This window comes from Streptomyces davaonensis JCM 4913 (genome assembly GCF_000349325.1).
GTDB classification, from domain to species: domain Bacteria; phylum Actinomycetota; class Actinomycetes; order Streptomycetales; family Streptomycetaceae; genus Streptomyces; species Streptomyces davaonensis.
Window position 1 is genome coordinate 5,122,851 of sequence record NC_020504.1, and the last position, 18,953, is coordinate 5,141,803.

Here is an 18,953-nt window from a genome sequence, read left to right on the forward strand (position 1 = left end):
GTGAATGTGATCGCGACCGAAAGCCTGAGCAAGCGGTTCCCCCGGGTGACCGCGCTTGACCGGCTGACCATGGACATCGGGCCCGGGGTGACCGGACTCGTCGGAGCCAATGGAGCCGGCAAGTCCACCATGATCAAGATCCTGCTGGGTCTGTCCCCCGCCACCGAGGGCCGCGCCGAAGTGCTCGGTCTCGACGTCGCCACCAAGGGCGCCGCCATCCGGGAGCGGGTCGGGTACATGCCGGAGCACGACTGTCTGCCGCCGGACGTCTCGGCCACCGAGTTCGTCGTCCACATGGCGCGCATGTCCGGCCTGCCGCCCACCGCGGCGCGCGAGCGCACCGCGGACACCCTGCGCCATGTCGGCCTGTACGAGGAGCGCTACCGCCCCATCGGCGGCTACTCCACCGGCATGAAGCAGCGCGTGAAGCTGGCCCAGGCCCTCGTCCACGACCCCCAGCTGGTCTTCCTGGACGAGCCGACCAACGGCCTCGACCCGGTCGGCCGCGACGAGATGCTCGGCCTGATCCGCCGCATCCACACCGACTTCGGCATCTCGGTCCTGGTCACCTCCCACCTGCTGGGCGAACTGGAGCGCACCTGCGACCACGTCGTCGTCATCGACGGCGGCAAGCTGCTGCGCTCCAGCTCCACCACCGACTTCACGCAGACCACGACCACCCTCGCGATCGAGGTCACCGACACCGACGAGCACCCCGACGGCACCAAGGCGGTGCGCGAGGCGCTCGACGCGCGCGGGATCAGCGTCGAGTCCGGCAGCGGACTCCCCGGCGCAGGACACATCCTGCTGCTCACCGCGCAGGGCGAGGAGACCTACGACCTGGTCCGGGACGTGATCGCGGACCTCGGCCTCGGCCTGGTGCGCATGGAACAGCGCCGGCACCACATCTCCGAGGTCTTCCAGGACAGCGACGAGCAGCGGAAGGAGGCGGCCGTTCATGGCTCTTGACCAGCCCGTGGCGGGTGACCAGACCCGCATCCACGACATCGGCTACCGCAACTACGACGGCCCCCGCCTCGGCCGGGCGTACGCCACCCGCTCGCTCTACTCGCAGTCCCTGCGCGGCGCCTACGGCCTCGGCCGCTCGGTGAAGTCCAAGGTGCTGCCCATGCTGCTGTTCGTGGTGATGTGCGTGCCCGCGGCCATCATGGTCGCCGTCGCGGTCGCCACGAAGGCCGACGACCTGCCCGTCGACTACACGCGCTACGCGATCGTCATGCAGGCCGTCATCAGCCTCTACGTCGCCTCCCAGGCACCCCAGTCCGTCTCCCGCGACCTGCGCTTCAAGACCGTGCCGCTGTACTTCTCGCGGCCGATCGAGACCGCCGACTACGTCCGGGCGAAGTTCGCGGCGCTGGCCTCGGCGATGTTCGTCCTCACCGCCGCCCCGCTGCTCGTCCTGTACGTGGGCGCGCTGCTGGCCAAGCTCGACTTCACCGACCAGACCAAGGGATTCGCACAGGGACTGGTCTCCGTGGCACTGCTCTCCCTGCTCTTCGCCGGCCTCGGCCTGGTCATCGCCTCGGTCACCCCGCGCCGCGGCTTCGGCATCGCCGCCGTGATCGCCGTACTGACCATCTCCTACGGCGCCGTCTCCACCCTCCAGGCCATCGCCGACGAGCAGGGCAGCTTCGACGTCATCGCCTGGATCGGCCTGTTCTCACCGATCACGCTGATCGACGGCGTGCAGTCCGCCTTCCTCGGCGCCTCCTCCGCCTTCCCCGGCGGCGTCGGCCCGTCGAACGGCGAGGGCGCGGTGTACGTCCTCGTCACACTCGGCCTGATCGCCGCCACCTACGGCCTGCTGATCCGCCGCTACCGAAAGGCCGGACTGTGACCACGCTCACCATCGACCACGTCTCCCGCTGGTTCGGCAACGTGGTCGCCGTCAACGACATCACCATGACCATCGGCCCCGGCGTCACCGGCCTGCTCGGCCCCAACGGCGCCGGAAAGTCCACCCTCATCAACATGATGGGCGGCTTCCTGGCCCCCTCCACCGGCACCGTCACCCTCGACGGCCGGCCGGTCTGGCGCAACGAGTCGATCTACAAGCACATCGGCATCGTCCCCGAGCGCGAGGCGATGTACGACTTCCTCACCGGCCGCGAATTCGTCGTCGCCAACGCCGAGTTGCACGGCCTGGGCGCCAAGGCGGCCCAACAGGCGCTCGCCACGGTCGAGATGGAGTACGCCCAGGACCGCAAGATCCAGACGTACTCCAAGGGCATGCGCCAGCGCGTGAAGATGGCGTCCGCCCTGGTCCACAACCCCTCGCTGCTCCTGCTGGACGAGCCCTTCAACGGCATGGACCCGCGCCAGCGCATGCAGCTGATGGACCTGCTGCGGAAGATGGGCGACGAGGGCCGCACGGTCCTCTTCTCCTCCCACATCCTCGAAGAGGTCGAGCAACTCGCCTGGCACATCGAGGTCGTGGTCGCCGGACGGCACGCGGCCAGCGGCGACTTCCGCAAGATCCGCCGCCTGATGACCGACCGGCCGCACCGCTACCTGGTGCGCTCCAGCGACGACCGCGCCCTCGCGGCCGCGCTGATCGCCGACCCGTCGACCTCAGGCATCGAAGTCGACCTCGCCGAGGGCGCGCTGCGCATCCAGGCCGTCGACTTCGCCCGCTTCACCGCCCTGCTGCCCAGGGTCGCCCGCGACCACGGCATCCGGCTGCACACGGTCTCGCCGTCCGACGAGTCCCTCGAGTCCGTCTTCTCGTATCTGGTCGCGGCGTAGGAGGCCGAAGATGTACGACCCCACAGTCGCCCGGCTCACCTATCGAGCCCTGCTCGGCCGTCGCCGGGCCCTCATCCTCGGCGCGCTGCCGCTGCTGCTGATCGTGATCTCGGTGATCGTGCGCGGCCTCGCGGGCGCCGACGACCAGGTCGCCTCCGATCTGCTCGGCGGACTCGCGCTGGCCACCATGGTGCCGATCATCGGCGTCATCGCCGGCACCGGAGCGATCGGCCCGGAGATCGACGACGGCTCGGTGGTGTATCTGCTCTCCAAGCCGATCAAGCGCCCGACGATCATCTTCACCAAGCTGATCGTGGCCGTTGCGGTGACCATGGTGTTCTCCGCCGTCCCGACCCTGATCGCCGGCCTCGTCCTCAACGGCAACGGCCAGCAGATCGCCGTGGCCTACACGGTCGCCGCACTCGTCGCCTCCATCGCCTACGCGGCCCTCTTCCTGCTGCTCGGCACGGTGTCCCGGCACGCGGTCGTCTTCGGCCTGGTCTACGCCCTGGTCTGGGAGGCCCTGTTCGGCTCCCTGGTCGAAGGGGCGCGCACCCTGAGCGTCCAGCAGTGGTCCCTCGCGGTCGCCCACGAGGTGACCGGCGGCGACCTCGTCACCTCCGACGTGGGCATCACCACGGCGACGGTCCTGCTGGTCGCGGTGACGGTCCTCGCCACCTGGTACGCGGGCCAGAAGCTGCGCACGCTGACGCTGGCGGGCGAGGAGTAGGCGCGGATTTATTCGGTGGCGCCCAACTCCGGGGGCGGGCAGGATTGTTGATGTCCAGGACGCCGGGGATCACATCGGCGCCACCGACTGGGGAGGAGCGCGACGATGTCCATGCACGACAGTCCGTCGAGCTCCCCACAGGGCAGCCCGCGGCGGGCTCCGGAGTAGTTACCCCTCCGTCGAGCCCGCACCGCACCGGGGAGCTGCCCGGGCGGCCGCTTCGAGCACGCGATTCCCACTTCGCGTGAGGCCGCCCTCCCGGAGGATTGGCCGAGTGGTAAGGCACCGGCTTGCTAAGCCGTGGTCGGGGGAAACCCCGCGCACGTTCGATCCGTGCATCCTCCGCAAACAGAAAAACCAAGGCTGACTGTACGTACCCAGGGGCGCGGGGAACCTCAGCCGAGCAGACGCTCCAGGACCACAGCAATCCCGTCCTCGTCATGAGAAGCCGTCACCTCATCGGCAACAGCCTTCAACTCCGCATGGGCATTGGCCATAGCCACACCTCGCGCAGCCCAAGCGAACATAGGCAAGTCATTCGGCATATCGCCGAAGGCAATCGTGTCCTTGGCCTTCAGGCCAAGACGCCGAGCCGCGATCGACAACCCCGTCGCCTTGGACAGCCCCAAGGGCAGCAGCTCGACGATGCCCGCGCCCGCCATGGCAACGGAGACAAACCCACCCGCCGCGCGCCGAGCAACATCCGCCAGCTCGTCATCCGACAGCGAAGGATGCTGTACGTAGATCTTGTTCAGCGGCGCCGACCAAAGATCCGCCGCATCGCTGAACGGAGTGGACGGCAGCTTGCCCGTGACCGCGTACCCCGGTCCGACCAGCACTTCCCCCTCAAGACCGTCCCGGCTCGCGGCCAGGAACAGGGGACCGACCTCCGCCTCGATCTTCGCCAGCGCGACCCCCGCCAGCTGCCGGTCGAGCGTCACCGACGTCAGCAGACGGTGCTCACCGGCGTCGTAGACCTGCGCCCCCTGGGCGCACACCGCGAGGCCCCGGTAGCCCAGGTCGTCCAGGATGTGCCGGGTCCAGGGCGCCGCGCGCCCGGTCACGACGATGTGCGTGGCGCCCGCCGCGGTGGCCGCGGCGAGCGCCTCACGGGTGCGCGGGGAGACCGAGTCGTCGGACCGCAGCAGCGTGCCGTCGAGGTCGGTCGCGATCAGCCCGTAGGGAAAGGAGCCGCTCACTTGGCGACCGGCTCCAGCAGCTCCCGGCCGCCCAGATACGGCCGCAGCACCTCGGGCACCCGCACCGAACCGTCGGCCAGCTGGTGGTTCTCCAGGATCGCGACGATCGTCCGCGGCACCGCGCACAGCGTGCCGTTGAGCGTCGCCAGCGGCTGCACCTTCTTGCCGTCGCGCATCCGCACCGACAGACGCCGGGCCTGGAAGCCGTCGCAGTTGGACGCCGACGTCAGCTCGCGGTACTTGCCCTGGGTCGGGATCCACGCCTCGCAGTCGAACTTGCGGGACGCCGAAGCGCCCAGGTCGCCCGAGGCCACGTCGATGACCTGGAAGGGCAGTTCAAGGCCGGTGAGCCACTGCTTCTCCCACTCCAGGAGCCGCTTGTGCTCGTTCTCCGCGTCCTCGGGGGCTACGTAGGAGAACATCTCGACCTTGTCGAACTGGTGCACCCGGAAGATGCCGCGGGTGTCCTTGCCGTAGGTCCCGGCCTCGCGGCGGAAGCACGGTGAGAAACCGGCGTAGCGCAGCGGCAGCTTGTCGGCGTCGAGGATCTCGTCCATGTGGTACGCGGCGAGCGGGACCTCGGAGGTGCCGACCAGGTAATAGTCGTCCTTCTCCAGGTGGTACACGTTCTCCGCGGCCTGGCCGAGGAAGCCGGTGCCCTCCATGGCGCGCGGGCGGACCAGCGCGGGGGTGAGCATCGGCGTGAAGCCGGCCTCGGTGGCCTGCGCGATCGCCGCGTTGACCAGGGCCAGCTCCAGAAGCGCGCCGACACCGGTGAGGTAGTAGAAGCGCGAGCCGGAGACCTTGGCGCCGCGCTCGACGTCGATGGCGCCCAGCGCCTCGCCGAGCTCCAGGTGGTCCTTGGGCTCGAAGCCCTCGGCGCCGAAGTCACGGATGGTGCCGTGCGTCTCCAGGACGACGAAGTCCTCCTCGCCGCCCACGGGGACGTCGGGGTGGACGAGGTTGCCGAGCTGGAGGACGAGGCGCTTGGTCTCGTCGTCGGCCTCGTTCTGCGCGGCCTCCGCGGCCTTGACGTCCGTCTTGAGCTGCTCGGCCCGCTGAAGGAGCTCGGCACGCTCCTCCGGAGTGGCCTTGGGGATCAGCTTGCCGAGCGACTTCTGCTCGGAGCGCAGCTCGTCGAAGCGGACGCCGGACGACCTGCGCCGCTCGTCGGCAGACAGGAGAGCGTCGACGAGCGCGACGTCCTCTCCACGGGCGCGCTGGGACGCGCGCACACGGTCGGGGTCCTCACGGAGCAGGCGAAGGTCAATCACGCGGTCAAGGCTACCGGGGCCTGGTCCCTGCTCACGACTCGCTTTTCCGGGGCACCCCGAACTGCGGCTTACGTTCCGTTATGAGCGAATTGCGCCCCGTGTCAATAAAAGGTGTCTCACTCCCTGGGACGGGGCATGCGGCGGGCGCGGTGTTGACTGGATTTCCTTGTGGAGAACGGGACTTGGGGTCTCGTCATCCACAGCCGTCCACAACCCTCGAAGAGTTATCCACAGGCTGTGTGGAAGATCTGTGGACATCGGAATTGATCACTCCGAATAGCTCGACCGACTCCGAGGATTCCCAGGGCAAACCTCCTTTACGCCCACGTTCGAGTGGAAATACGTCGCCCCAAAGGATTGCTCGAAGGAAACGAGTGGACGAAGGGTGAACTGCGCGCCGGTGGACGGAGTGGGGTGCTGTAGGGCGATTTGTCGACTGAGTCGCATGACAGTGTCGACTTGTCCCCAGGTCGAGAGGGGGACCTGTGGATAACTTCTGTGGATAACGACAATACGCTGGTAGTACTGGCTCAGAACTGCCGGTCCCGGCTCAGAATCGCCCGTCCTGGCAGCGCGCCACCCAGTCCGACGCCGACACGAACTCCTCGTCCGAGGTCCCGGGCCGCGGCGCGCTCACGCCGTCCAGGCCCACGTCCGCGCGCGGGTAGGAACCGAGGAACCGCACCTCCAGGCAGATCCGCTTCAGCCCCATCAGGGCCTCCGCCACCCGCCGGTCGGAGATATGGCCCTCGGCGTCGATGCAGAAGCAGTAGTTGCCGATTCCCTCGCCGGTGGGCCGGGACTGGAGCAGCATCAGGTTGATGCCGCGGGTCGCGAACTCGCCGAGCAGATCGCGCAGCCCGCCGGGGTGGTCGTCGCGCTGCCACAGCACGACGGAGGTCTTGTCCGCGCCGGTCGGGGCCGCGGGCCGGGCCGGGCGGCCCACCAGCACGAACCGGGTCTGGGCGTTCTCCGCGTCGTGGATCCCGCTCTCCAGGACCTCGAGGCCGTAGAGGGCGGCGGCGAACTCGCCCGCGAAGGCGGCGTCGTACTGGCCCTCCTGGACCAGGCGGGCGGCGTCCGCGTTGGAGGCGGCCGATTCCCAGTGGGCGTCCGGGAGGTTCTTCTTCAGCCAGTTGCGCACCTGGGGCTGGGCGGCCGGGTGCGCGGAGACGGTCTTGATGTCGGACAGCTTGGTGCCGGGCCGGACCAGCAGCGCGAAGGTGATCGACAGCAGCACCTCGCGGTAGATCATCAGCGGCGCGCCCGCGACCAGTTCGTCGAGGGTGGTGGTGATTCCGCCCTCGACGGAGTTCTCGATCGGCACGAACGCGGCCTCCGCCTCGCCCACGCGCACCGCGTCGAGCGCGGACTGCACGGAGACATACGGGACCAGTTCCCGGGTGGCCGCCTCGGGAAGCGTGCGCAGGGCGGCTTCGGTGAAGGTGCCTTCGGGACCGAGATACGCATAGCTCGCTGGCATGTCCTCACCCTAATGGCCGCGCGGGACCCCGGTGGCCGCGTCTCACGACCGGGTGATCCCGCCCGGGTTCACGCCTCCAGCAGCCGCTGTCCGACGTACTCTCCCTCGGCTGCCCCGCCCGGCACCGCGAACAGGCCGCTGGACTCGTGGCGGATGAACTTCGACAGCGCGTCGCCCCGGTCGAGCTTGCGCTGCACGGTCACGAAGCCGCGCAAGGGGTCCGCCTGCCAGCACACGAAGAGCAGGCCCGCGTCCGGGGTCCCGTCCGCGGCGATGCCGTCGTGGAAGGAGAACGGCCGCCGCAGCATCGCCGCCCCGCCGTTCTGGTCGGGCCGGGAGATGCGCGCGTGGGCGTTGATCGGGACGACCGGCTCCCCGGTCCTGTCCGTCTTCTCCAGGTCCATCTCGGTCGTCTCGATGCCCCCGGACAGCGGTGCCCCGTCGGCCTTGCGGCGTCCGATGACGTTCTCCTGCTCCTTGCCGGAGAGCTGCTCCCAGTCGTCGAGGAGCATGCGGATGCGGCGTACGACGGCGTAGGAGCCGCTCGCCATCCAGGACGGTTCGCCGGAGGACGGCACGAAGATCCGCTGGTCGAAGTCGGGCTCGGCCGGCTTGGGGTTGCGGGTGCCGTCGATCTGGCCCATCAGATTGCGGGCCGTCATGGGGTGGGCGGTGGCACCGGGTGAGCGGTTGAAGCCGTTCATCTGCCAGCGCACCTTGGCGGCCTGTCCCGCGTCCTTCTGGAGCGCGCGCAGGGCGTGGAAGGCGACCAGCGCGTCGTCTGCGCCGATCTGCACCCACAGGTCGCCGTTGCTGCGGGCCTTGTCGAGGCGGTCGGAGGAGAAGTCGGGCAGCGGGTCGAGGGCGATCGGGCGCTGTTTCTCCAGTCCGGTGCGGGCGAAGAAGCTGTGGCCGAAGCCGAAGGTGACGGTCAGTGCGGAGGGTCCGGCGTCCCGCGCCACATCGGTGTCGCCGCTGCCCGTCGGTTCGCCCGCCATCAGTCGGCGGGCGGTGTCCGACCAGCGGCGCAGCAGCGCGGCGGCCTCCTTGCGGCCCGCGCCCGCTGTCAGGTCGAAGGCGATGAGATGGCCGCGGGCCTGGAGGCCCTGGAGGATGCCGGGCTGATGTTTCCCGTGAAACATCGCCTCCTGGGCGCCCAGCGAGGTGAGTGGGGTCGCGGTGGCGGGCGCGGCGGCATAGCCCACGGCCCCGCCCGCCGCGCCGAGTGCGAGCCCGGTGGCGCCGGCGGTGCCGAGGAGGGCGCGGCGCGTCACACCGGTCGGGGTGTCCGGGTTGGACTGGTCAGCCATGGTCGTTCAGCCGATCTTCGCGTTCTTGGAGACGGTCGTCTGGTCGATGTCGGAGGTCCGTACGGTCACGGCGATCTTCCAGTCGCCGGCCATGGGGAGCTGGACGCCGCCCGCCGACCAGTGTCCGGTGGTGATGTGGTCCGGGACGACGGGCAGGGGCCCGATGTCCTGGGCTTCGAGGGTGAAGGCGACCTTCACCTCGGGGACGTCGAAGGCGCGTCCGTTGGGCCGGGTGGCGTAGACGTGCATCTCGTTGTCGCCGACCCGCGCGGGGTCGAGTTCGAGCCGTACGACGCCCTTGCCGTCCTCGCCGCCGGTGTCGAAGGCCATGTCCAGGGTCAGCGCCCCGGAGGATCCGGTGGCCGAGGACGACGCGGCGGCGGTGGCCTTGGCGGCGTCCTGCTCGGTGCGGCCGGGTTCGGTGGAGGTCAGCGCGGTGGTGACCGCCAGCAGCACGATGGCGACGCCCGCCTCGGCGAGCACGGATCGGCGCAGCCCGAACCGGTTCGGGTCGGCGTCGCGCAGCCGTTTCTGCCGGGCGGTGTCCATGGCGGCGCGCTGCCGGGCGAGTTGAGCGGCGCGCTCGGGATCAGCGGAGTCGGGCTCGCCGGAAGCGGGCTCACTGGACGTACTCGCCGCGACCTTCTGCTTCCGCGGCGCGGCGGCCACCGTCTCCGCCAGTCGTGCCGTCCACCGCCGGGAGATCCACGCGACCCCGACGAGCATCGTCACGAGGCAGATCTTGACGAGCAGGAGCTGCCCGTAGCGGGTCTCGGTGAACGCCGACCAGGAGCCGAGCTGGCGCCACGACTGGTAGATGCCGGTGCCGACGAGGGTGACCACGCTGCCGAACGCGAGCGCCGAGAACCGTCGTACGGCGGTGCCGTCCAGGGGGGTCTCGGGCGAGCGGTACAGGGCGGTGAGCAGGGCGGTGAGGCCGCCGAGCCAGGTGGCCACGGCGAGCAGGTGGACGACGTCGACCGGCATCGCGATCCCGGGCTGGAGGCCGGTGGAGGCGTGCTCGGACATCGCCCAGCTCGCCGCGAGTCCGGCCGCCACGACGGTGCCGCCGATCGCGAGCCCGAAGGTGAGGTCCCGCTTCTCCTCGTCCTCCCTTGAATCAGGCAGTCGGCGCGAAGCGCCGTCGTTCAGGGTGGTGGTGGGAGACGGGCGGGCGTAGGCGCCGAACAGCACCGCGATGAACAGGGCCGCGGCGGCGAGCAGCAGGAGCCGGGAGACCAGGGCCGCGCCGGTCTTGGTCTGGAGGACGTCGCCGAGCAAGGTCAGGTCGAAGAAGTCGCCGACCTTGCCGGAGGAGGTGTAGGAGCCGCGCATGAGGAGCAGCGCGAGGGTGGTCGAGGTGAGCGCCAGCCAGCCGGCGACCACCAGCCGCTGCACGGCCCGCACCCCTGCCCCGCGCTGCCAGCAGGCCAGCACGAAGGCGGCGCCGCCGACCAGGACGACGAAGCCCGCGTAGGACACGTAGCGGCCCAGGCCGTAGAGCACGCCGACGACCCCGCCGCCGGCTGTCTGGTCCGAGACGGAGACGGTGGTCGCCGAGGGGGCGCCGATGGAGAAGGTGTAGGCGCCGGCGACGGGGTGGCTGTCGGCCGAGACGACTTGGTAGGAGACGGTGTAGGTGCCGTCCGCCAGACCGCTCTTGAGGTTCACCGCGTACGTCGTGCCGCTGACGCCGGAGGGCTTGCCGGTGTCGACGCGCTTGCCGTCGGGGGCGAGGACGCGCAGGGAGTCGTCGGAGAGAGCGATGTCCTCGGAGAAGGTGAGCGAGATCCGGTCCGGGGCCTGGTCGACCACCGCCCCCTGCTGGGGGTCGCTGCCGGTCAGCGCGGCATGCGCGGAGACCGGCCCGGCACCGGCGAGGAGCAGTCCGGCGGCGGCCAGGAGCAGCAGCACGAGGGTCCGGACGCGGGGGGCGATGGTCGCGGTCAAGGGGGGTTCCTCCCTCAGTGTCCGGTCGTGGGGGTGTACGTGGCCGGCTTCACCGGCATCTCGACCGTGACGGGGTCGGAGTCGGCGAAGTGCAGGACCACGGACACTGTGTCGCCCTCCTTCGGCTTCCGCTTCAGCTTCTCGAACATCAGGTGGGTGCCGCCGCTCTCGAACTCGAGGTGACCGTCGGCGGGCACGGGGAGCTTTGTGACTTCCTGCATCGCGGAGTCGACCGTCTCGTGCAGGGTGACGGCGCCCGCGATGTCGCTGGTGACGGAGGTCAGTTCGTCCTGGGTGCCGCCGTCGTTGGCGATGGTCAGGAAGCCCGCCGCCATGGAGTCGGAGACCGGCTGCGGCATGTAGGCGCCGGTGACGGACAGTTCGGGTCCTGAGTCGTCGGATCCGCAGCCGGCCAGCAGAAGGCCTATGGCCGTGACCGCGGCCGCCGTACCGAGCCGCCTCACGGGTTCTCCCCCTTGATGAGCTTGGGGAGGTCCTTGGTGTAGTCCTCGACGGTGGCGTCCTCGCCGTAGAGGACATAGCCGCCGTCGGTCTTCGGGGAGAAGGCGATGACCTGGGTGCCGTGCGTGGAGACCATCTTGCCCTTCTCCTTGTGCGGTGGCTCGATGCTGATGCCGAGGGTGCGGGCGCCGGCCTGGATGGTGGCGAAGTCGCCGGTCAGACCGACGACCTGTGCGTCGATGCCCTTGAGCCACTTGCCGAGCTCGGCGGCGGTGTCGCGCTCCGGGTCGGTGGTGACGAACACGACGCGCAGCTCGTCCTGTTCGGCCTTGGGCAGCTGCTTCTTGGCGACGGCGATGTTGTTCATCGTCAGCGGGCAGACGTCGGGGCAGTTGGTGTAGCCGAAGTAGATCAGCGTCGGCCTGCCCGCGGTCTCCTCGCGGAGGTCGTAGGTCTTGCCGTTGGTGTCGGTGAGGACCAGGTCCGGCTTCTCGAACGGCTTGTCGAGGACGGTCGCGGCCTTGTCGGAGCCGGGCTCCTCGGAGACCACGGTGACGGGCGCGGCGGTGTCGTCACCGCTGCCGCAGGCGGACAGGGTCAGAGCGGCGGCGGCGAGGAGGGCGGCGGCCGCGAACTTCTTGGTGCGCATGGCAGGAATTCCCGGAGGTGATGGGCTCGGGCGCGCGCCCCAGCACTACGGCTGGGGCGCGCGCCGAGGGATGGACTCAGGCGTTGGTACGCCGACGGCCGGCGAGCACGCCGTAGGCCACGCCGAGCGCGCCGACGACGATGCCCACGACGCCGAGGACGCGGGCGGTGGTGTCGGTGCCGTCGGAGCCGGACTCGTCGTCGGCGGTGGTGGTCGCGGCGGCCTGGGAGGCGTCGTCGGAGGGCTCCTCGCTCGCCTCCGAGCCGCCGTGCGAGTGGCCCTCCTCGGAGGCCTCGGAGAGGGTCAGCACCGGAGCGGGCTTCTCCGGCTCCTCCTGGCCCTCCTGCGGGACCTCGATCCAGCGGGCGACCTCGTCGTCGTCGTACGTCTGGACGGCCTTGAAGACCAGTTCGTCGGTGTCCTCGGGCAGCTGGCCCATGGAGACCGCGAACTTCTGGAAGAAGCCGGGCTCGATGCCCTTGCCGCTCGCGGTCCAGGTGATCTTGCTGACGGCCTCGTCGATCTTCTGGCCGTGCAGCTCGATCGGCTTGTCGAGCTTGGCCTTGGTGATCTTCGCGGTCCAGCCGGCGATGGGCTCGGGCCGCGCGGAGGCGAGCGGGTGGTCGGTCGGGAAGCTGACCTCCAGCTTCACGGTGTTCGCCGTGTCGCTCTCGTTCGGGACCCGGAAGTCGACGACGGCGTATCCGCCCTTGGCGGCCTCGCCCTCGGGCTGCACGGTGACATGCGCGAAGGCGGGGGCGGACAGGGCGAGCACGGCCGTACCGGCGAGGGCACCGACGGCGGCGAGACGGGAGGAGACCTTCATACGGGAGCACTCCACGAGTGAGATTCGGTTGTTCCGGTGGTGTAGAGGGGCGCATGCGGTGCGACGTGGCATGCGCGGGCCGCACGACGGCGGCCCCTACCGGAATCCGAACGGATCTCCCAGCGGTGGACGCGTCGCGTCAGGCGGCGAGCACGAGTGCGGGTACGGCGGGGGGCGGGCCGCGCCGGATCACCGTGTGCTGGAGCGCCGCGGTGCGGGGCTCGGGGACCGCGAGCAGGGCGGTGCGCGGCCGGCGCGGGCCCGTGCCGGGCAGGTCCGGGAGCCCGGCCCGCAGGGTGCGGACCAGGGCGAGGGCCGCGCGCAGGGACCGTACGGCCGCACCCTCGGCGAGGGAGTGGGCCGAGAGGCCGATCAGGCGGCGCAGGGCCAGGTCGCCGCGGCGCAGCAGCCAGCCGGCGGCGAGGGCCGCGAGCAGATGGCCGAGCAGCATCGGCAGGGACGGCAGCAGCGACGCGGAGTCGGTGACGGTCTCGGCCGGGTGGTGCGCCTGGAGGGGGGCAGGACTGAGCCGGGCCTCGGTGAGGATCTTGTGGGCCTGGGCGGGGCTGATGGCCGCCGCCGTGGTGCCGCAGACCAGCCGCGCGGCCTGCGCGACGAGCGAGGCGTCGGAGGCGGTGGCGGCCGAGCCGGCGTCCGCCCCGTGCTGGCCGAGCCCGAACAGGGTGTGCAGGACGGTCTGTCCGAGCGCGAGCAGGGCCGCGATGCCGGGCATCGAGCGCTCACGACCGGCGAGCGGTACGGCGACCGCGAGGACCGCGAGGAATCCGGCGCCCAGTGTCCACAGCGGTATCGAGGCGCAGGAGCCGAGTGCGTGTCCGCCCGCGGCCAGCACGACACAGACCGCGGCGAACACCGCGGCCCGCAGGATCCGGACGTCACGTCCGGGGCGCGCCGTGCGCTGGTGGGGGGCACTCATGGCGGCCCCATCATCGCACCGGCCTTACGGCCCTCATACGGCAGGTCCGCAAGGTGGCCTACGAGCGGAAGGTCCCCCTCTGGGGTGAACCAGTCCCACATACACCGTTGACGACTTCCCGCGCATCGCCCATATGGGCGGTATCACGTCAACGATGTGCTTACACCCGGGCGTGGGCGGCAATACGTAACGGTATGTCGAGCCGCGGCCGGGAGGCTGGAGCATGAGCATCTGGTGGTCACTCCATTTGCGGCGTGAGGCTGCGAGCGTTCCGCTCGCCCGGCGGCTGTTGCTCGGCACCATGGAGAGCGCGGGCGTGGACCCGGACGTGTCGTACGACCTGTCCATCGCGCTGAGCGAGGCGTGTGCGAATGCCGTGGAGCACGGCGGGGGCATCGGGCGCGACGGCGGTGGTGAGGCGTACCGGGTCACCGCGTATCTGGACGGCGAGACCTGCCGGATCGAGGTCGCCGACTCCGGACCCGGCTTCGGCGGGGTGAGCCGGGACTCGCGTCCGATGTCCATGGAGGCCGAGGACGGGCGGGGGCTCTATCTCATCCAGGAGCTCGCGGACCACGTCCACATCGGCACCGAACCGGGGCTCGGTGGCGCGGTGGTGAGCTTCGACAAGATCCTCAAGTGGCGGAAGGACGCCTCGCCTTTGATGGCCGTCTAGACGGTCGTCCAGCGGTGATCGGCCAGTGTTTTGCGTCACCATTTCCGGAAAGCGGCAGTGAGGTATGTGAACCGCGAATCAGAAATCGCCGATGGCCTGAAGTGGAGGTCCGAAATCCGCCTTCATCAAGGGCTGGATTTAGTCACGCGGCCCGCTCGAAGAGCCGTCGAGGACGGCTCAAGACCTGCTGTTCTCTGGGGTGTTGCAGCTGAGCTGACGCTTTCCGGCCACTCTTGACGAAGCTTTTGCTTGACTGGTTATTGCCCTTCATACAGCCTCGTGATTCATGACGATAGGTCGCCGAAAGCGTCAACTTGAAGAGTTGTCTCACTTTCTACGGACCCGGCGAATGCGACTGTCCCCGGCGGAAGTCGGGCTCAGTGCCTCGGGTCGCCGACGTACTCCCGGACTGCGCAGAGAGGAAGTGGCCGTCCTCGCCGGGGTCGGCACATCCTGGTACACCTGGCTGGAACAGGGCCGGGACATCAACGTCTCCGAATCGGTCCTCGGCGCGATCAGCGGAGCGCTACGGCTCAACCCCGCCGAGGAGATCTACCTGTACCGGCTCGCCGGCTTGAAGACACCCGACGTCGACCAGCGGGCGGACAGCGGTCCCGCCGACCCCGAGCGGCTGGCCGAGATCGTAAACCACTGGTTTCCCAACCCGGCGCTGGTCCGGGACCGCAGCTGGAACATCCTGGCCGCCAACTCGGCCGTTCCCGAGTTCCTGGGCTTTCCGGGGCCCGGCGGGAACATCCTGGTGGAGTTCTTCACCGACCCCACCTGCCGCAAGCGTTACGCCCATGCCGACGCGCTCGCCCGCAGCACGGTCGCCCGCTTCCGCGCGGACGTGGCCGACTGCTTCGGCCGCCCGGAGGTCGAGCGCATCCTCGACGAGCTCAACGACAGGAGCCCGGAGTTCGCCGAACTGTGGGGCGGCCACGAAGTGCTGGAACCCGCCACGAGCCGGACCAAGGAGATCAGCCACGACAGCGCCGGAGTGCTCAGCTTCGACGTGCACGAATGGGAACTCGCCGCCGACCACGAGGTCCAGCTGGTCCTGCACATGCCGACGGTGCAGGAGACGCGCGACAAGCTGGACGCCTTCTTCGCCGCGGCCGGTCCGGACGATCCGGACCGGCCGGGCGAGGACGGCGCGGGAGATGACGACGATCAGCTGCCGTCGAACGCCGTCGCGGCCGCGTAGGAGTCCTCGAAGGTCTGATACCGCTGGATGAGGCCGTCGCGGACCGTGATCCGGATCGCGAAGGGGCCCGAGAACGACTTGCCGGTCGAGACTATTTTGTGGCTGAACTCCCCGAGGACAAAGGCGTCCTCCCCGTCCACGGCGATGCGCTCGACGTCGAAGCGCTGGGTGTCCACCGCGGCCACGAAGCGCTGGAAGTACCCCTCCACCTCATGACGGCCGACCAGGTGCCCCGTCCACGGGACGACGGGGGCGCCCGCCACCACCAGCTCCGTCCGCTCGGCGAACAGCTCCGGCAGCCCGGGCAGATCACCCACTCCGAACCGGTTGAAGAACTCCTGGACGGTGTCCGCGGTGGAGCGGACCGAATGCTGCGTCATGCGCTGTGTCCTTCCTTGGTGAGGCTGCCGGCCGGGGCCAGCGTGGCCAGATGGCCGTGGATCCGGGTCAGTTCCGGGGTGGTGTCCTGGGCGGCGACATAGTGGTCCGGGCGGACCAGGACGGCGGAGAAGCGCCGGCCCGGCGCCGAGCGCACCGTCAGCAGACCGCCGTACGTCTCGGTCAGCTCGGTCAGCCGGGGCGGGCGGGTGCCGGTGGGCGGGAGAGAGACGAGCAGTGTGTAGCGGTCGACCGGCAGGGACTCGCGCAGGGCGTCGTCCGAGAGCAGATGGCCGTTGCGGTTGCTCGGGCGGCGCAGCCGTCCGGACCGGTCCTCGTCGACGGCGGGGCCGGCCGGGTAGTGGTTGGTCAGACCCGCCAGCCACGGCGAGTAGAAGCGATCGAAGACGCCGGAGCGCTCGGCGAACCGCGCCGAGACATCGCGCAGCGCGATCTGCCAGCGCTTGGCGAGCATCCACGCCTTCGTCTGCACCTCGGCCTGCTTCACCACGCCCTGGGCGACCGCGGCGCGCTCCACGCCGTAGCTGTCCAACAGCCCCGGCGCGGCCGCGCCGCGGTGCACCAGGGCCAGCTTCCAGGCGAGGTTGTGGGCGTCGGTCACCCCGGTGTTCAGGCCCTGGCCGCCCGCCGGGCTGTGGATGTGCGCAGCGTCGCCCGCGAGGAAGACCCGTCCGGCGCGGAACCGCTCGGCGTGCCGGGCGTGGATGGAGAACGTGGTCTGCCAGGAGACGTCGTACAGCTTCAGGCCGCCGGGGCCCCGCTTGTCGACGAAGTCCTGGAGGACCTCCTCGGTGAGGTCCTCGGGGCGCATGCCGGGCGGGCCCGCGGTGAACACGCGGAAGCGGCCGTTGTAGAGCGGGACCAGGACCATGATCCCGTTCTTCGTGCAGTAGTAGTGCACGGCGTCCCGCTGGAGGTCCCCGTCGATCGCGGTGTCGGCGAGGATGAACACGTTGGGATAGGTGGCGCCCTTGAACTCCACACCCAGCGACTTGCGGACCATGCTGCCCGCGCCGTCGCCGCCGATGACGTAGGCGAACTCCTCGGTGGACTCGGTGCCGTCCGGGGAGCGCAGGGTCGCCAGCACGCCGTCCGGGTCCTGGCTCAGCCGGGTCAGCTCCGTGCGCCACTCGATCCGGCCGCCGAAGTCGGTGAACGCCTCGCGCAGCAGTTCCTCGACGTCCGGCTGGACGATCACCATCGGGCGGGTGCGGTCGCCGAAGACGATGTCGCAGATCGGGTCGGTGCCGGAGTTGTAGCGGAAAGAGTGCACGGGCAGACCGTGCTTGTCGATGTATGCGGTGGCGCCGAGGCCGCGGAACACCTCCAGGGTGCGGGGCCACACCATCAGCGCCTTGGTCAGCGGGCTGGGCGCGTCGGTCTTGTCCACCAGGCGCACCGGGGTGCCCCGGCGGGCCAGTTCGGCGGCGGCGGTCAGGCCGACCGGGCCCGCGCCGACGACCAGCACCGGCCTGCTGTCGGGCCCGCTCGTCTCGGGCTTGCTCATGAGGTCTCTCCCATCGTGATCGGTTCCCGGGTGTCGTGTTCGGCGGCGGCCGTGGTCTTCTCGGCCGGGGCGGGGCGCAGCATCCGCATGATCAGCGGGGCGCCCAGCGCGCACACGGCGGCGAGCAGCCACAGCACGGTGTGCAGGGCGGAGGTGTAGGCGTCCGAGACGTAGGCGATGAAGTCGGCCTGCTGGGCGGCGGGCACCTCGTCGGCGGCCGCGCTGATCTCGCCCTGCACGACCCGGTTGGCGAGGTCGCCGACGCCGCCCTCCCAGCCCTCGGGGTGGTCGAGGTTGCCCTGGACGATGCTGACCAGCACCGAGCCCATCCCGGCGATCGCGACGGCCTCGCCGGTCAGCCGCATGGTGTTGAACAGTCCGGCCGCCATGCCCGCCCGGCTCGCCTCCACGGCACCGATCGCGGCGCCGTCGAGCAGACCGAAGGAGATGCCGACGCCGGTGCCGATGACGAGCAGCGGACCGGCGATCGCGGCGGTCGTGGAGTGCTGGTCGAGGACGGTGAGCCAGGCCGCGCCGCCCGCCACCAGCAGCAGGCTCACCCCGAGCAGCACCGAGGCGGAGACCTTGCGCGCGAGCACCCCGCTGATCACGGGCAGGGCCAGCACCGGGCCGCTGAGCAGCAGCATGGTCAGACCGGCCCGCTGCGAGCTCATGCCGTTGACCCCGATGAAGAAGGACGGCAGGAACACCAGCAGACACACGAAGCCGAAGGCCAGCAGCACCGGCATCAGGCTGACCGCGGCGAACTTCGGCTCCCGCAGCAGCGACAGCTCCAGCATCGGCCGCGCCCGCCGCTTCTCGATCCGCACGAACGCCGTCATCAGGACGACGGACAGGACCGCGAGGGCCAGTACGACCGGGTGGGCCCAGCCGAGCTGCGGGCCCTCGACCAGGGCGAGGGTGAAGGCGAACAGGGCGCCGCTGAAGGTGGTCGCGCCGGCGTAGTCCACGCCGGAGGCCTCCGGGTCGCGGGACTCGGCCAGCGCCGGGCGCAGCAGCAGGACGGCCGCGGCGACGGCGGCATGGGCCAGGAACACCGAGCGCCAGCCCCAGGCCCCGACGAGCAGCCCGGACAGCGAGGGGCCGAGGGCGAGTCCGAGCCCGAAGGAGGAGCCGAGGAAACCGAACGCCCGCGCCCGGGCCGCGCCCTCGTAGGCCTGGGCGAGCAGCGCGGTCGCCGCGGTGAGCACCATCGCCGCGCCGACACCGGCCGCGCCACGCAGCACGTCGATCAGCACGACCTCGGAGACGAGGGCGCAACCGGCCGTGCACAGCACGAACACGATCAGGCCGAGCGTGAACATCCGGCGGCGGCCGAGCAGATCGGCGAGCGATCCGGCGACCAGCATCACGCTGGCGAAGGTGAGGTTGTAGGCGTTGACGACCCACTGCACGGTCACCAGCGAGGCGTCCAGATCGCTGCCGAGGTCGGGCAGGGCGACGGAGGTTCCGGTCAGGGAAGCGGGCAGCAGTCCGCAGGAGACACAGACCGCGAGCAGAGTGAGGACGGGACGGGAGCGCAGGGCACCCGTCGAAGGAGTGGACACAGGAACTCCA

At 70.3% G+C, this 18,953-nt stretch carries 18 protein-coding genes and 1 tRNA gene; 7 read left to right on the forward strand and 12 right to left on the reverse strand.

Features of this window, described 5'->3' with window-relative positions; all coding sequences use genetic code 11:
• Positions 1-6: 6 nt before the first annotated feature.
• The 5 genes from BN159_RS22570 to BN159_RS22590 all read left to right on the forward strand — a co-directional run bounded on the left by BN159_RS22570 (position 7) and on the right by BN159_RS22590 (position 3,841).
• Positions 7-969 carry an ABC transporter ATP-binding protein gene (locus BN159_RS22570; protein ID WP_041821710.1) on the forward strand — a complete coding sequence of 321 codons (963 nt, stop codon included), beginning with the start codon at positions 7-9 and terminating at the stop codon, positions 967-969.
• The gene (locus BN159_RS22575) at positions 959-1,858 is read left to right on the forward strand and encodes an integral membrane protein (protein WP_015659317.1); all 900 of its coding nucleotides are present in this window, start codon (positions 959-961) and stop codon (positions 1,856-1,858) included. Before BN159_RS22570 ends, BN159_RS22575 begins: the two co-directional genes overlap by 11 nt.
• Complete coding sequence (locus BN159_RS22580) at positions 1,855-2,766, forward strand: ABC transporter ATP-binding protein (RefSeq protein WP_015659318.1); 912 nt, start codon at positions 1,855-1,857, stop codon at positions 2,764-2,766. Before BN159_RS22575 ends, BN159_RS22580 begins: the two co-directional genes overlap by 4 nt.
• A gap of 10 nt (positions 2,767-2,776) precedes the next feature.
• Complete coding sequence (locus BN159_RS22585) at positions 2,777-3,496, forward strand: ABC transporter permease subunit (protein ID WP_015659319.1); 720 nt, start codon at positions 2,777-2,779, stop codon at positions 3,494-3,496.
• 260 nt (positions 3,497-3,756) lie between these two features.
• Positions 3,757-3,841, forward strand: a tRNA-Ser gene (locus tag BN159_RS22590).
• A 50-nt stretch (positions 3,842-3,891) separates the two neighbouring features.
• Here the strand turns inward: BN159_RS22590 and BN159_RS22595 are convergent.
• From BN159_RS22595 to BN159_RS22635, 9 genes are all read right to left on the reverse strand, one after another.
• Positions 3,892-4,695 (reverse strand): HAD family hydrolase, encoded by an 804-nt coding sequence (locus BN159_RS22595; protein WP_015659320.1) that lies wholly within the window; start codon positions 4,693-4,695, stop codon positions 3,892-3,894.
• Positions 4,692-5,969, reverse strand: coding sequence for a serine--tRNA ligase (gene serS / locus BN159_RS22600; protein WP_041819659.1), 1,278 nt, complete (start codon positions 5,967-5,969; stop codon positions 4,692-4,694). Before serS ends, BN159_RS22595 begins: the two co-directional genes overlap by 4 nt.
• Positions 5,970-6,519: 550 nt before the next feature.
• Entirely contained in the window at positions 6,520-7,452 is a 933-nt protein-coding gene (gene pheA, locus BN159_RS22605) for a prephenate dehydratase (protein ID WP_015659322.1), read from the reverse strand.
• Between the two features lie 68 nt (positions 7,453-7,520).
• Positions 7,521-8,762, reverse strand: a complete 1,242-nt coding sequence (gene efeB / locus BN159_RS22610; RefSeq protein ID WP_015659323.1) for an iron uptake transporter deferrochelatase/peroxidase subunit — start codon at positions 8,760-8,762, stop codon at positions 7,521-7,523.
• A 6-nt stretch (positions 8,763-8,768) separates the two neighbouring features.
• Positions 8,769-10,712 (reverse strand): copper resistance CopC/CopD family protein, encoded by a 1,944-nt coding sequence (locus tag BN159_RS22615; RefSeq protein ID WP_015659324.1) that lies wholly within the window; start codon positions 10,710-10,712, stop codon positions 8,769-8,771.
• Positions 10,713-10,726: 14 nt separating this feature from the next.
• The gene (locus BN159_RS22620) at positions 10,727-11,176 is read right to left on the reverse strand and encodes a copper chaperone PCu(A)C (RefSeq protein ID WP_015659325.1); all 450 of its coding nucleotides are present in this window, start codon (positions 11,174-11,176) and stop codon (positions 10,727-10,729) included.
• Positions 11,173-11,823 carry an SCO family protein gene (locus BN159_RS22625; RefSeq protein ID WP_015659326.1) on the reverse strand — a complete coding sequence of 217 codons (651 nt, stop codon included), beginning with the start codon at positions 11,821-11,823 and terminating at the stop codon, positions 11,173-11,175. The genes BN159_RS22620 and BN159_RS22625 overlap by 4 nt, the downstream gene beginning before the upstream one ends.
• 76 nt (positions 11,824-11,899) lie before the next feature.
• The gene (locus BN159_RS22630; RefSeq protein WP_015659327.1) at positions 11,900-12,649 is read right to left on the reverse strand and encodes a YcnI family copper-binding membrane protein; all 750 of its coding nucleotides are present in this window, start codon (positions 12,647-12,649) and stop codon (positions 11,900-11,902) included.
• 139 nt (positions 12,650-12,788) lie between these two features.
• Positions 12,789-13,586, reverse strand: coding sequence for a hypothetical protein (locus tag BN159_RS22635; RefSeq protein ID WP_015659328.1), 798 nt, complete (start codon positions 13,584-13,586; stop codon positions 12,789-12,791).
• Between the two features lie 223 nt (positions 13,587-13,809).
• Here BN159_RS22635 and BN159_RS22640 point away from each other — a divergent pair, with 223 nt between their 5' ends.
• Together BN159_RS22640 and BN159_RS22645 are read left to right on the forward strand one after the other, a co-directional pair.
• Positions 13,810-14,262 (forward strand): ATP-binding protein, encoded by a 453-nt coding sequence (locus tag BN159_RS22640; RefSeq protein WP_015659329.1) that lies wholly within the window; start codon positions 13,810-13,812, stop codon positions 14,260-14,262.
• Positions 14,263-14,548: 286 nt separating this feature from the next.
• Positions 14,549-15,469, forward strand: coding sequence for a helix-turn-helix transcriptional regulator (locus BN159_RS22645; protein ID WP_078598857.1), 921 nt, complete (start codon positions 14,549-14,551; stop codon positions 15,467-15,469).
• Here BN159_RS22645 and BN159_RS22650 read toward each other — a convergent pair.
• From BN159_RS22650 to BN159_RS22660, 3 genes are read right to left on the reverse strand one after another with little or no spacing between them, the layout of a single operon-like run.
• The gene (locus BN159_RS22650) at positions 15,436-15,849 is read right to left on the reverse strand and encodes a nuclear transport factor 2 family protein (RefSeq protein ID WP_015659331.1); all 414 of its coding nucleotides are present in this window, start codon (positions 15,847-15,849) and stop codon (positions 15,436-15,438) included. The genes BN159_RS22645 and BN159_RS22650 overlap by 34 nt on opposite strands.
• On the reverse strand, positions 15,846-17,375 hold the full coding sequence (locus BN159_RS22655; RefSeq protein ID WP_015659332.1) for an FAD-dependent monooxygenase: 1,530 nt from the start codon (positions 17,373-17,375) through the stop codon (positions 15,846-15,848). Before BN159_RS22655 ends, BN159_RS22650 begins: the two co-directional genes overlap by 4 nt.
• Entirely contained in the window at positions 17,372-18,943 is a 1,572-nt protein-coding gene (locus tag BN159_RS22660) for an MFS transporter (protein WP_015659333.1), read from the reverse strand. Before BN159_RS22660 ends, BN159_RS22655 begins: the two co-directional genes overlap by 4 nt.
• Between the last annotated feature and the right edge of the window lie 10 nt (positions 18,944-18,953).